General features: G+C 56.9%; 12 protein-coding genes. 1 reads left to right on the top strand and 11 read right to left on the bottom strand.

The window, feature by feature from the left end; translation table 11 throughout:
• Positions 1 to 13: 13 nt before the first annotated feature.
• Both ACW81B_RS06045 and ACW81B_RS06040 read right to left on the bottom strand, forming a co-directional pair.
• Positions 14 to 2,491 carry a putative bifunctional diguanylate cyclase/phosphodiesterase gene (locus ACW81B_RS06045; protein WP_491579317.1) on the bottom strand — a complete coding sequence of 826 codons (2,478 nt, stop codon included), beginning with the start codon at positions 2,489 to 2,491 and terminating at the stop codon, positions 14 to 16.
• A 223-nt stretch (positions 2,492 to 2,714) separates the two neighbouring features.
• Positions 2,715 to 2,975, bottom strand: coding sequence for a DUF5062 family protein (locus ACW81B_RS06040; protein ID WP_491579316.1), 261 nt, complete (start codon positions 2,973 to 2,975; stop codon positions 2,715 to 2,717).
• Positions 2,976 to 3,119: 144 nt separating this feature from the next.
• Between ACW81B_RS06040 and lexA the strand changes: the two genes are divergently transcribed.
• A complete protein-coding gene (gene lexA, locus ACW81B_RS06035) occupies positions 3,120 to 3,731 on the top strand; it encodes a transcriptional repressor LexA (protein WP_491579315.1) in 612 nt (203 codons plus the stop codon).
• 65 nt (positions 3,732 to 3,796) lie between these two features.
• On the opposite strand, the gene ACW81B_RS06030 is transcribed toward lexA, so the two are convergent.
• The 9 genes from ACW81B_RS06030 to ACW81B_RS05990 all read right to left on the bottom strand — a co-directional run bounded on the left by ACW81B_RS06030 (position 3,797) and on the right by ACW81B_RS05990 (position 13,200).
• A complete protein-coding gene (locus tag ACW81B_RS06030) occupies positions 3,797 to 4,675 on the bottom strand; it encodes a D-amino acid aminotransferase (protein ID WP_491579314.1) in 879 nt (292 codons plus the stop codon).
• 11 nt (positions 4,676 to 4,686) lie between these two features.
• Entirely contained in the window at positions 4,687 to 5,829 is a 1,143-nt protein-coding gene (locus ACW81B_RS06025; protein WP_491579313.1) for a D-alanyl-D-alanine carboxypeptidase family protein, read from the bottom strand.
• A 62-nt stretch (positions 5,830 to 5,891) separates the two neighbouring features.
• Positions 5,892 to 6,782, bottom strand: a complete 891-nt coding sequence (locus tag ACW81B_RS06020) for a septal ring lytic transglycosylase RlpA family protein (protein ID WP_491579312.1) — start codon at positions 6,780 to 6,782, stop codon at positions 5,892 to 5,894.
• Positions 6,760 to 7,689: a lytic murein transglycosylase B gene (mltB, locus tag ACW81B_RS06015; protein ID WP_491579311.1), complete on the bottom strand. Its 930-nt coding sequence runs from the start codon at positions 7,687 to 7,689 to the stop codon at positions 6,760 to 6,762. The genes ACW81B_RS06020 and mltB overlap by 23 nt, the downstream gene beginning before the upstream one ends.
• Positions 7,690 to 7,768: 79 nt before the next feature.
• Positions 7,769 to 8,893 (bottom strand): rod shape-determining protein RodA, encoded by a 1,125-nt coding sequence (rodA, locus tag ACW81B_RS06010; protein WP_491579310.1) that lies wholly within the window; start codon positions 8,891 to 8,893, stop codon positions 7,769 to 7,771.
• The gene (gene mrdA, locus ACW81B_RS06005; protein ID WP_491579309.1) at positions 8,890 to 10,743 is read right to left on the bottom strand and encodes a penicillin-binding protein 2; all 1,854 of its coding nucleotides are present in this window, start codon (positions 10,741 to 10,743) and stop codon (positions 8,890 to 8,892) included. Before mrdA ends, rodA begins: the two co-directional genes overlap by 4 nt.
• A 3-nt stretch (positions 10,744 to 10,746) precedes the next feature.
• Entirely contained in the window at positions 10,747 to 11,235 is a 489-nt protein-coding gene (gene mreD, locus ACW81B_RS06000) for a rod shape-determining protein MreD (protein ID WP_491579308.1), read from the bottom strand.
• Positions 11,232 to 12,104, bottom strand: coding sequence for a rod shape-determining protein MreC (mreC, locus tag ACW81B_RS05995; RefSeq protein ID WP_491579330.1), 873 nt, complete (start codon positions 12,102 to 12,104; stop codon positions 11,232 to 11,234). Before mreC ends, mreD begins: the two co-directional genes overlap by 4 nt.
• 49 nt (positions 12,105 to 12,153) lie before the next feature.
• Entirely contained in the window at positions 12,154 to 13,200 is a 1,047-nt protein-coding gene (locus ACW81B_RS05990) for a rod shape-determining protein (RefSeq protein ID WP_491579307.1), read from the bottom strand.
• Positions 13,201 to 13,344 lie beyond the last annotated feature (144 nt).

Here is a 13,344-nt window from a genome sequence, read left to right as displayed (position 1 = left end):
TGCGGGAAGGAAGTTATCCCTGTGTTGTCTGGCCGGGTCTCTGTTGAGCGTTTGCCTGGTCAAGGTAGGTGAGGAAGGCTGCAGCCGAGATGGCCGGGCTGAAATAGTAGCCCTGCACATAGTGTGCGCCATGGTTCGCGAGAAAATCGAGTTGTTCCCTGTTTTCCACGCCCTCGCCAATTACGATCAGGTTCAGGCTCTCGGCCATGGCGATGATGGCCCGGCACAGGGCCGCATCGTTTTCATCCGTGGTGATGTCCCGAACAAAACTCCGGTCGATCTTGACCTCACTGAAGGGGAAACGCTTCAGGTAACTGAGCGAAGAATAACCTGTGCCGAAGTCGTCGAGAGACAGGCTCAGTCCCGACTGGCTCAGTTCCTCCAGGATACGGATATTGTCTTCACTTTCTTCCAGTAACAGGCTTTCGGTGATTTCGATCATGATATTTTCGGGGGCGAGCCGGTATTTGCGCAGTGTATCCTGCATGATGGACAGGAAGTCAGCGCGCCTGATCTGCCGGGATGATATGTTGATGGCAATCCTGAGGTTCGGAAACCCTTCATCCGACCAGCGTGCCGCGTCACGACAGGCGGTATCGATAACCCAGTTACCGATCGAGAAGATCAGGCCGGATTCTTCTGCCAGCGGAATGAACTGATCGGGCGGAATGTTACCCAGTGTTGAACTGTTCCAGCGTAACAGGGCCTCAGCGCCAAATACTTTTCCGCTGCCGATTTCGATGACGGGTTGATAATAAAGCGACAGCTCATTGCGTTCGATGGCATAACGGAGTGCTGCTTCAATTTCCAGACGCCGGCTGACCTTTGCATTCATGTCCGGGGTATAGAAACAATACGTGTTTTTGCCTGCTGATTTGGCCTGGTACATGGCTGCATCGGCATGGCTAAGTAATTCATCGACATTCTCTGCATCGTCAGGATAGCCGGTGATCCCCAGGCTTGCCGTGGTGGTGAACTTCCTGTCGTCGATAACGATCGGCTGGCTGAGTTTTTCAAAAATCTTTTCTACAACGACTTCGACCTGCTCCAGCGACTGCAGATCCGGTGTGATGACCAGGAATTCATCGCCACCCCAGCGAGCAACCGTATCACTGTCACGCATGCAGTGTGCGAGGTATTCAGACACCCTGATCAGTATTCTGTCGCCAAACGCATGGCCGAGTGTGTCATTGATATGTTTGAAGTTGTCGATATCAATAAAGACAACGGCTACATGCCGGCCCGAGCGTGCTGCGTTACGTATTGACTGTTCAAGACGATCTGTTGCCAGCACGCGGTTGGGGAGGCCGGTCAGGGCATCGTAATTTGCCTGCCGGAACAAATCGTCCTGTGCCTTCTTTCGGTCCGTGATGTCCGGGAAGACCTGTACCATGCCGGTTGTTTCACCGGATATCTCAAGGCGCGCCAGTGAATACTCACGCCAGATGCCTTCGTCGGGGCATTCCATGTCATAGCCTGAAAGCGGCTGGCCAAGCCGGATATGATGACAAACCATACAATCACCTGTATCGATGGAGCGCGGGTGAAAAAGGTCGTGGCAGTGACGATCAAGGATATCCCGGGCATCACGGCCAACAAGCTGGCAGGCGGCCTGGTTGACCTGTCGAACAAAGCCATCCATATCGACCACAATCGTCGGAGAGGGGATAGCGTCGTAGGTGCTGGAAACTCTTGCCATAGCTTTGTAGGGTCTGGTAAGCGTTGTTCTTACCACGGCAAGGAATATCAGCCAGTAGGAGAAAAATTTAAAAATATGGCCGGCGACGAGTATGCCGCTGTACAGGTTGACGTAAAGGGTGAAACAAAGCTCGGCCGTTACCGTAAGAAGAATCGATGCAATCATCAATTGGTAGATGTAACGATCAATAAACTGGCGATTACGGGAAAGAATATAAGCCGCCAGTAACAGTATGCCAATGATGGTGTATTCACTGTAAATCTTGAACCTTGTCAGTCCTTCTCCATCGATATAGGTCGCTGGAAAATGTCCCGCCAGGATGGATGCTGTGGCGATGGCAGAGCCCAGTCCAAATACACCGAGAAACAGGTCCCGGTTCAGGTGGTGTTTCAGGAACCAGGCCGAAGACAACAGCAATGCGGCTTCGAAATAGCGGGTTACAATCCAGAACTGTATGCTCGTGCCGGCATCATAATCTGGAAGGACACCCATTCCCTTGAAGGTCAGGGTATGCATCAGGTCGAGGATGCCGATCCAGAAGTAACCCGTGCCCAGGTACATCAGGAAGTTGTTGCGGGACAGGCTGTAAGTCTGCCAGGCGACAACCGAGGTTATGATGGCCACCATAATGGCAAATAACTCGGCAAAGGTATGGAACAGCAGCGTGTTATGGAAACTGGAGGCAAACAGAAGCGTACCCAGCAGAACAGGCACTATCCAGCTTTTCCAGCCGGTAAACGTGCCAGCCAGTAATCGGTAAGCAGGTGATTTCAGTGTCAGGAATGCTGACATGGTCTGAAGGGTGCTTTATGGTGCGTGAAATTTTCGCTAAGTCCCTGTTGCATTTTGCCTTTTCCCTTGGCTCGTGTGCGGCGATTTATCACCCGGGTTATCGCCAGTCTGGCTGGAATATTTAATGTCCTGACTAGCTGATTATATGTAACACAATGAATTTACTGCGCTTTATTTGTTTCCGGTATCCGTCTTGCCGTGCCGGTTCGAGAATATGACGGGGTTATTTTAACAGGGGATGGTCTTTCGGCAGCTGTCTGGAGACCCAGATTGCCAGTCGGTGGCGCATGGATTTCTGCGATACCTGGTCTTCGGGTAAAGGCTGTATCAGCTTGTCGTGTATCAGCAGCCGGTAGATATACTCGATTTTTTCCTGGGCAGAATCAGTCGGTTCAAATTCAACGACACCGCGCTCTTCAGCATATTTTACCCCGGCAAGGATGGCTTCCTTGACCAGTTCGGGTTCATGTTTCAGTTTTTTCATGGTCGAGTGGCTCCATGGAATGGACGGGCACGGATATTCTAGCGCTACCGGGATATTTTATCTTGCCTGTTTAGTCCGGCTTGCATCGTTCAGATACCTGTATATACTTCCAGTATACTGGATATAAACACAGCAGGTGATGCGATGGACGATCTAACTCCCCGGCAAGCCGAAATTTTGACGCTGATTCGGGATTGTATCTACGATGAAGGCTACCCGCCTACCCGGGCAGAGATTGCCAGGGCCTTCGGTTTTCGTTCGCCCAATGCAGCGGAAGAGCACTTGCGGGCACTGGAGCGCAAGGGGTATATCGAATTATTGCCGGGTTCTTCGCGCGGTATCCGCCTGCTGGAGGATGTCGAGGAAGAAGAGGGTATCCCGGTGGTGGGGCGTGTTGCCGCCGGCGAGCCGATCCTGGCCGAGGAGCATGTCGAGGACTACTACCCGGTCGATCCCGCGCTGTTTCATCCGCGCGCGCACTACCTGCTGCGCGTCAGGGGAATGAGTATGCGCGATATCGGCATTATGGATGGCGACCTGCTGGCAGTGCACCGAACCCGCCAGGCAGAAAACGGCCAGGTTGTCGTGGCGCGCCTGGACGACGAGGTGACAGTCAAGCGTTTCCGCAAACGCGGTTCCATTGTCTACCTGTTGCCGGAGAACGAGGAATTCGAGCCCATCCGCGTCGATCTGCGCGAGCAGTCCCTGGAAATAGAGGGGCTGGGCGTGGGTATTCTGCGTAACCAGTCGCTATGAACCACGCCCACACTTTCTTTTCTGTTCCGGTCGTAACGGTTTTCCGGTAGTTGAAGCCTGGCCGGCTATTCTGCTTCGCCGCGACGCACGGCATCCTTGTATTGGCGGTAGTGTGCCAACATGGTTCTCCAGGCCGTTCCCGGTGAGCCGTTGCCGACAGCCCTGTCATCGAGCCGGGTGACCGGAACGATTTCTCTTGTGGAACTGGTAATCCACACTTCATCCGCTTCGTGCAGCATGTCTTCAGTAATGTCATCCTCGCGGAACGCAATACCGTGTTGTTGTGCCAGTTCGAGAACCAGGTCGCGGGTAATGCCTGGCAGCATCAAGGGACTTTTGGGTGGCGTAATGACAACACCATCCCGAACGATAAATATATTACTGGACGATGCTTCTATGGCCAGGCCATCGCGGATCAGAATAGCTTCGGCCGCGCCGCGCTCACCCGCCTGCTGGCGGAGTAGTACGTTGGGTAACAGTGTTATTGCCTTGATATTGCACCAGGCCCAGCGAATATCATCGAGGGTGATGGCTGTTACGCCCTCGCGGTCAACAGCCGGGTCGGGTTCAGGTATCGGGTTACAGCAGGCGTAAACAGTGTGGTGTATCTCGGCCGGAAAGCTGTGATCGCGTTTTGCCGCTGTGCCGCGTGTAACCTGCAGGTAGACCGACTGGTCATTGTTGGCGCCGGCACGATGCCGGTTCCGCTGCAGCAGGCTCTCCAGTAATTGGGTCCATTCCGACTCACTGAGCGGATTGGACAGTTCAATGCCATCCAGGCTGTCCTGCAAACGTTGTAAATGGTGTGGCAGCCGGAACAGACGCCCGCCGTAGGCGGGGATGACTTCATAGACGCCGTCGCCAAACAGGAAGCCGCGGTCGGTGACCGAAACACAGGCCTCTTCTATCGGCATAAAATCGCCGTTCAGGTAGACAATGCTCATGGCGGGAGGGCTTATTCGAAATACAGCAATGCTTCATCAACGATACGTTGCCAGAAGCTGCCTTCGGGAACGGCGCTCAGTGCAACCAGGTCTTTTTCTGCAACCAGCTGGTCGCCGAGGCGGATGACCACTCGACCCAGCACCTGCCCACTGGAGACGGGAGCGGTAATCTGCTCCTGTAACTGCATCGAGGCATCGAGATTTTTGTACTCGCCGCGTGGAACGGTAACGTACAGGGTGTCTGCCAGTCCCAGGTCTACATTTTCAACTGCGCCTTTCCAGACACGGGTGTTGGCCAGCTTGCTGCCACTGTCATAAAGTTTGTGGGTCTCGAAAAAACGGAAACCGTAATTGAGCAGTGCCTGGCTGGCATCGGCGCGCGCCTCTTCACTCTTTGTACCCAGCACGACGGTGATCAGGCGCATGCCGTCGCGTTCGGCCGAGGTCACAAGGCAATAGCCGGCTGAGTCCGTGTGACCGGTTTTCAGGCCATCGACGGATGCGTCACGCCATAACAGCTTGTTGCGGTTGTACTGGGTGATGCCGTTGTAGGTAAAGCTGCGCTCCGAGTACCACTGGTAGTACTCAGGGAACTCTGCAATCAGTGCCCGTGCAATGATGGCGATATCGCGTGCCGTGGTGTAGTGGTCCTTGTGTGGCAGGCCGGTGCTGTTGACGAAATGGCTGTCGCGCAGGCCCAGTTGCTGCGCATGATGGTTCATCAGCGCGGCAAACCCTTCTTCCGTACCGGCCACCTGTTCAGCCAGTGCCACGGTAGCGTCATTTCCCGACTGGATAATCATGCCCTTGAGCAGGTCAGCGACACTGACCTGGGTGTTGACCTCGACGAACATGCGCGAGCCTTCGGTGCGCCAGGCCTTCTTGCTGATACGCACCTTGTCTTCCAGTGCCAGCGTACCATTACGGACTTCGCTGAAAATAACATAGGCGCTCATCAGCTTGGTGATGCTCGCGGGTTCCATGCGCTGATCGGCATTCCTTTCCGCAATTGTCTGGCCGCTGTGGAAGTCCTGCACCAGGTAGCCCCTGGCGCCTACCGACGGGGGTTTGGGGATGGGAGTCGCTGCGTGGAGAAGACTGCTGGTCAGCAGCAGCACGGTCAGTAAAAAAGAAAACAGCGGCTTGTGTTTCATGAATTATCCTGTGATCGCATCAAGTGCCGCATTGTGTGCGCTTGAGGGGTTATTTTCAACGCCTAGTCGATGACGACGCGAGGTGCTTCGATGCCGTGTTGCAGGAGATTTTGCGAGAGCTTGTCTGCACTTTCGACAGAGTCGAGCGGGCCTATGCGCACCCGGTATACGCGTTGCCGGTTAGTATAGCTTTCACTGATGTGAAGCTTTCCTGAAGGTGTTGTCGCTGCAAGACGACGTTTGAGCCGTTCTGCGTTATCACGGCTCAGGAAGGCGCCGACCTGCAGGAACAGTGACGGCTCGTTTGCCTGTGTGGCTGCTGGCGCAATGGCGCGTGTTTGTCGTTTGGGCTGGCTGGCAAGGCTGCTTGCCCGGGTTGTTTGCCGGGCTGGCCGGTCGGGGTTGATGGCTTCCACTTCAACCAGGCCTGTGCCTTTACCCAGGATACCCAGGCGGCTGGCTGCCGCGTAGGACAGATCAATCAACCGGTTCTCGTGAAACGGTCCACGGTCGTTGATTTTGACGATCACCGACTTGCCGTTTCGCAGGTTGGTGACGCGTGCATAGGTTGGCAGTGGCAGGGTTTTGTGTGCGGCAGACATTTTGTACATGTCGTAACTTTCGCCGCTGGAGGTGCGGTGGCCGTGAAATTTTGTGCCATACCAGGAGGCGATGCCGCGTTCGCGGTAACCGCTACTGCTGGGCAGGGTGTGGTAACGTTTGCCACGCACGACATACGTGTCCGGGTTGCCGTAACGGCTCCTGGGTTCCGCTCGCGGTATGGCGTCGGCAACATGGGAGACATCCACCTGCCGGTCCGGCGCACTGTCGTGGCGCTGACTGTAGCGGCTTCCACCCGTTGTCGAACAGGATGACAATAGCAGGGCAAGCCCGGCAAGGGACAGTCCGGTACAGGCAGCTATTATCCTGTTATGAGTCTTTCTGGTAGGCATCCCGGATGGCTTCACTGAGCAGGTACACCGACATGGCGTAGAGTGGACTACGATTGTAGCGGGTGATGACATAGAAATTGTTGCTGGTCAGCCAGTATTCCGGGCCGCTGCGTTGTTGCAGTTCAAGTACGGCCACCGGCTGATGTGTGGACAGCGGCGGGGTGGTGCGTATGCCAAGTGCCGCGAGCTCGCCGGCTGTCTTGTCCGGTTTACTGTTTTGTGAAACCAGCGCTGCCGGTACTTTCCCCTGGGTAATGCGATTGGCGACCGGTTCCCCGGATTGCCAGCCGTGGCGATGGAAGTAGTTGGCCACGCTGCCGATGATGTCATCGATATTGCCCCACAGGTCGCGCTGACCATCCTGGTCAAAGTCGATGGCGTAATTGCGGTAACTGGAGGGGATGAACTGGCCATAACCCATGGCGCCGGCATAAGAACCTTTTGCGCTACGCAGATCAAGTTTTTCCTCGCGCGCCAGAATCAGGAACTGTTCGAGTTCCGAGCGAAAGAACTTGCTGCGCGGCGGGTAGGCGAATGCCAGTGTCGACAGGGCATCCAATACCCGGTACCCCCCCGTGTGCTTGCCATAGCGGGTCTCGACGCCGATGATCGCAACGACAACAGCGGGATCCACCTGTAATTCTGTTGCCGCGCGATTCAGCACCTCGGCGTGCTTGCGCCAGAATTTTGCACCGCCGCGAATGCGGTCGGGGGTAAGAAAAATCTGCCGGTATTCGTGCCAGGGTTTGGTTTTTTCCGCCGGTCGCGCAATGGCTTCAAGGATATCCTCACGTTTTCTGGCTTCGTTGAACAGGGATTCCAGGGCCGCACGGTCAAAGCCGTGCTTCCTGACCATGTCATCGATGAATGTCCGGGTGCGTGTGTTGTGCGTAAAGTCTCCAGCCATTGATATAACAGGTGCAAGGCCGGTGAAAAGCACGATCAGGGTATTTTGTAACAGCTTCCTTAATGACACAGTATTTTCCCTAGGTTGGCAGCAGTTTTCTGTGCGTGTGTATGGACATCAGGATACCGAAACCGGCCATCAGGGTCACCATGGATGTTCCTCCATAGCTGACCAGGGGAAGTGGCAGGCCGACGACCGGCAGTAACCCGGTGACCATCCCGGTATTGACAATAATATAGATAAAGAAGGTCATGGCCAGACTGCCGGCCAGCAGACGTCCATAGGTATCCTGTGCCTGGGTAGCAATGTGCAGGCTGCGCACAATGATAAAGGTGTACAGCGCCAGCAGGATCAGGATGCCGAACAGGCCAAACTCCTCGCCCAGTACGGCAAAGATAAAGTCCGTGGTGCGCTCGGGGAGGAACTCAAGGTGCGCCTGGGTGCCGTTCAGCCAGCCCTTTCCGAAAACGCCGCCGGAGCCAATGGCAATTTTCGACTGGATAATATGGTAACCGGTGCCCAGCGGGTCCTGCTCCGGGTTCAGAAAGGTAATGACCCGCTGGCGCTGGTAGTCGTGCATGAAATGCCACAGCACCGGCGCACCGGCGGCGCCCAGTACTGCCAGCCCGCCCAGCAGCCGCCATGACAGGCCCGCCATGAACAGGACGAAGAAACCGGTGCTGCCGATTAACAGTGAGGTGCCAAGATCCGGCTGGCGGGCAATCAGCAGTACCGGTACCACGATCAGTGCACCGGCTATCGTCAGCCTCCAGCCGGTGGGCGGCAGGCGTTTGTCGGCCAGGTACCAGGCAACCATCATAGGTACCGCCAGTTTCATCATTTCCGACGGCTGAAAGCGAACAAAGCCAAAATCCAGCCAGCGCTGCGCACCCTTGCCGATGTCGCCCATCGCCAGTACCGCGACCAGTAACACAATGCCCAGGCTGTAAAGCCAGGGCGTCCAGCGTTGCAGCCACTGTGGCCGCAGCTGGGCAACAAGGGCCAGTGCGCCGAATGCAATACCGAGGCGTACCAGCTGGCGGGTCAGGATAGACTGATCCTGGCCGCCGGCGCTGTACAGCACGAACAGGCCGAACAGTGATGTGGCGAGCAGGCCGAACAACAGTACCGCGTCGATATGCAGCAGGTGTTGCCAGTCACGGCGACTGGCATCTTCGCGGGCACTGTCGAGCAGAGTACTCATGATGCAGGCTTTGACAGGTACTGGTCGAGAATGGTTCGCGCAATCGGTGCAGCGACCGCGCTGCCGCTGCCGCCGTGCTCGACAATCACGGCGATGGCAATACGCGGTTTTTTAACCGGCGCAAAGGCGATGAACAGGGAGTGGTCGTGCAGCTTTCTGACGAGCTTCTCGGCATCGTATTTTTCTTCTTCTTTCAGGCCGAATACCTGGGCAGTGCCGGTTTTACCGGCGATGTCATATTTGGCGCCCACGCCAATCTTGCGTGCTGTGCCACGCCGTCCGTGCACCACTTCGCGCATGGCGTTGATGACAGCGTCCCAGTTGCTTCGATCCTCAATTGGCATGTCGAGAACTGTTTCAACCGGAACCGGAGACAGTTCCGGGTCATCGTATGACTGGGTCGAAACCACAATGTGGGGTCTGACCCGGTGGCCGTATTTCGACAGTGTTGCAGTTGCGCTGGCCAGTTGCACGGGTGTAGTCAGTACAAAGCCCTGGCCGATACCGGTAATCAGCGTTTCACCGGGAAACCATGGCTGGTTGCGTGCAGCACGCTTCCATTCGCGTGACGGCATCAGTCCTGGCAACTCCCCGCTGATATCCAGCCCGGTTTTGCTGCCGAAGCCAAACAGCGACAGGAAACTGTACAGGCGGTCTATGCCCATGGATAACGCCAGGTCATAGAAATACACATCGCAGGACTGGGCAATAGCGCTGGTTAAATCCACGGTGCCGTGACCGCTGCGTTTCCAGTCCCGGTATTTTCGGTCTTTGCCGGGCAGTTGGTAATAGCCCGGGCAGAAGGTGTGCGCATGGGTGCTGGTGATACCCTGCTCCAGCCCGCCCAGCCCCACAAAGGGTTTGATCGTGGAGCCGGGTGGGTACTGGCCGCGCAGCGCCCGGTTAAACAGGGGTTGCAGCTCATCATCACGCAATGCTGCGTAGGTTGCCGTATCGATACCGTTGACGAACAGATTGGGGTCGTAGGTGGGTTTGCTGACCAGCGCAAGCACTTCGCCGGTGTCCGGGTCGATGGCAACAGCGGCGCCGGAGCGGTCACCGAAGGCCTGCTCGGCAATGTTCTGCAGTTCCAGGTCGAGTGTCAGGTAGAGATTTTCACCCGGGATCGGCGGTGTGCGTATCAGTGTGCGCAGTACACGTCCCTCGGCATTGGTTTCCACCTGACGAAATCCGACGCTGCCGTGCAGCCTGTCTTCATAGGTACGCTCAATGCCGACCTTGCCAATATGCGTGGTGCCACTGTAGTCGGAATTGTCGATGCGTTGCAGGTCGCGTACATCGATGCGCCCGACATAGCCTATGGCGTGTGACGCCAGCGGCCCGTGCGGGTAATGCCGCGACAGGCCGGCGACAATTTCCACGCCGGGGAAACGGTGTCGGTCGATGGCAAAGCGCGCAACCTCCTCGTCGCTGAGGTGAAAACGCAAGGGTACCGGTTTGAATACGGGTGTACGTTTTCTCAGCTTGTCAAAACGTTTGCGGTCAATGTCGCGGATCGTTACCAGTGTGGCGAGCCGGTCGACGACAGCATCCATGTCTTCGTGTATCTGCTCGGGGGTTATCTCAAGCCGGTAGGACGGCAGATTATCGGCCAGGATGACGCCATTGCGGTCAAAGATCAGCCCGCGGTTGGGGGGTTCCGACAGAATCTTGATGCGGTTGTCATCAGACAGCGTGATGTAGTGTTCGTGTGCCACAATCTGCAGGTAGACCAGGCGGCCGATCAGTATTGCCACCAGCAGGGCTGCAAACATCAGTGCCTGTACCGAACGCTGCATGAACAGCCGGCTTTCGAACAGGTAATCCTTGATGGTAATGCGGTAAACCATGACTCATTGCACCGAGAATGCCAGCCGTACCGAGTTGAGCCAGCGTTGTGCCAGTGGCCAGAGAAACATGCTGATGAGCGAAGGCAGCCAGTAAGTCAGGCCGTGTCCGGGCCGGCCGATGGTGCGGTCTACCCACAGTACTACCAGCTGGTGCAGAGCCAGCAGCACCAGTACGGTCAGGGTTTGTTGCCAGGCCGGGTAGGCGCGGATACGTGCGTGCAGGCGTACGCAAACATAGGCGATAAGACTCAATGCCAGGGCATGCTGTCCCAGCAGCGTGCCGGTCAGCACATCGAGCAGCAGGCCGACCAGAAAACCGGAGCCGACACTGACCCGGTAAGGCAGGGTCAGGCACCAGAATATCAGCGTGAGTCCGACCCAGTCCGGACGCAGGTAAACCAGGCTGCCGGGTAACGGGATAATGGTCAGGATCATTGCCAGCGCAAACGTCGCCAGTATGATGATGCCACCGTTTGAGCGGCTCAGGTTCACGGCGTTTCCCCGGCGGGTCGTGCTTCGCGTTTATCCGGTTCAATCGGGTGTTCGATCTGCTCCGGCCACACCAGCAGAACTTCACGGCTGCGATCCAGCTGCGCACGCGGTCGTGCCAGTACCCGGGAGAAGGCACGGCCGGGGTCCTGTTCGACCTCGGTGACCTCGGCGACCGGGTATCCGGGCGGGAAGCGGCCGCCAAGCCCGGAACTCACCAGCAGGTCGCCCACCTGGATATCGACAGTATTGGGTATATTGGGCAGTTCCAGCTGATCGAATTTGCCTGTTCCCAGCGCAATGGTACGCAGGCCGTTACGATTGACCTGCACCGGAATCGCGTGTGCCGGATCGGTAATCAGCATGGCTGTCGAGGTAAAGGGTCCAACGTGAATCAGTTGGCCCATGACGCCCCGGCTGTCGAGCAGGGGCTGGCCTTCGAACAGATTGTCCAGGCTGCCCTTGTTGATCTCGATCTGGTGACGGTAGGGGTCCATGTCGACCGACAACAGTGCGGCAATCAGCATCGGTCGTTCGCCGACCTGGAAGGATGAGTCGAGCAGGGCGCGCAGGTGGCGGTTTTCCGCTTCCAGCGATTCCAGTTTCTGCAGCTGGGTATTCAGTATCAGTTGCTGGTTACGCAGGCTGAAGTTTTCTTCCTGCAACTGACGGCGGGTGGACAGCGATTCGCGGAACCAGTCGATGGTGTTACCGGGCAGGTCAACCAGCAATTGCAGGGGGTAAACCACCACCGACAAGGCGCTGCGCACAGTGTCGAGATGGTGCTGGCGATGGTCGATGGTCATCAGCGCAATGGAAAGCAGAGTCACGCCCAGCAATCGGGCCAGTAACGGTGGGCCTGCGGTAAAAATTTGCTTGATAGCGACTACTCCATCCGGTCTTGCCGACCGGCTTCAGCGATTATTCAACCGCAAACAGGTCGCCGCCGCGTTCGTCGAGCAGTTCCAGTGCACGTCCGCCGCCGCGTGCCACGCAGGTCAGCGGGTCATCGGCGATAACCACCGGCAGGCCGGTTTCTTCCATCAGCAGGTGATCCAGATCGCGCAACAATGCGCCACCACCGGTAATGACAATGCCACGTTCGGCAACGTCGGCACCGAGTTCCGGCGGTGTCTGTTCCAGTGCTGTCTTCACTGCGCCGACGATACCGGCCAGCGGCTCCTGCAGGGCTTCCAGGATTTCGTTGCTGTTGAGTGTAAAGCTGCGCGGGACGCCCTGGGCAAGGTTGCGACCTTTTACTTCCAGCTCTTTCATTTCAGCGCCGGGGTAGGCGGAGCCGATTTCTTTTTTGATCTTCTCGGCGGTCGCCTCACCGATCAGTGTGCCGTAGTTGCGGCGCACGTAATTCACAATGGCCTCGTCGAAACGGTCGCCGCCGATGCGCACCGAGGCCGAATACACAATGCCATTGAGCGAAATAACGGCCACTTCCGACGTGCCACCGCCGATATCCAGCACCATGGATCCACGTGCTTCGTCCACCGGCATGCCGGCGCCGATAGCGGCGGCCATGGGTTCTTCTATGAGGTATACCTCGCGTGCGCCGGCGCCGGCGGCCGATTCCTTGATGGCGCGCCGTTCCACCTGGGTGGAGCCGCAGGGTACGCAGATCAGAACCCGTGGACTAGGGCGGAAAAAACGTGCTTCGTGCACCTTGTGGATGAAATGCTGGAGCATTTTCTCGGTCACGGTGAAGTCGGCGATGACGCCTTCCTTCAGCGGCCGGATGGCGGTGATGTTACCTGGTGTGCGGCCCAGCATGGCCTTGGCTTCCGCACCCACTGCGGCGATACTTTTGGGGCCGCCCGGTCCGCGATCCTGGCGAATCGCGACCACCGAAGGTTCGTCGAGCACAACGCCCTGGTCGCGTACGTAAATCAGGGTATTGGCGGTCCCCAGATCTATGGAAAGATCGTTGGAGAACATCCCCATCAGACTTCTGAACATTAGGTGCTGAATCCGTAGCTTGATAAAAGAATGTAATCTAACAACGCATGCACCATTGGGCAAGCAATTATCGCGCCCGAAACAGGCTTGCCCGGTTGCGGCATGCGCCGCTACCGGTCGCTACGCCATGCGCCTGCAATACCA

Source organism: Thiogranum sp., assembly GCF_058323355.1.
This window is presented reverse-complemented; position numbering and strand designations above follow the sequence as displayed.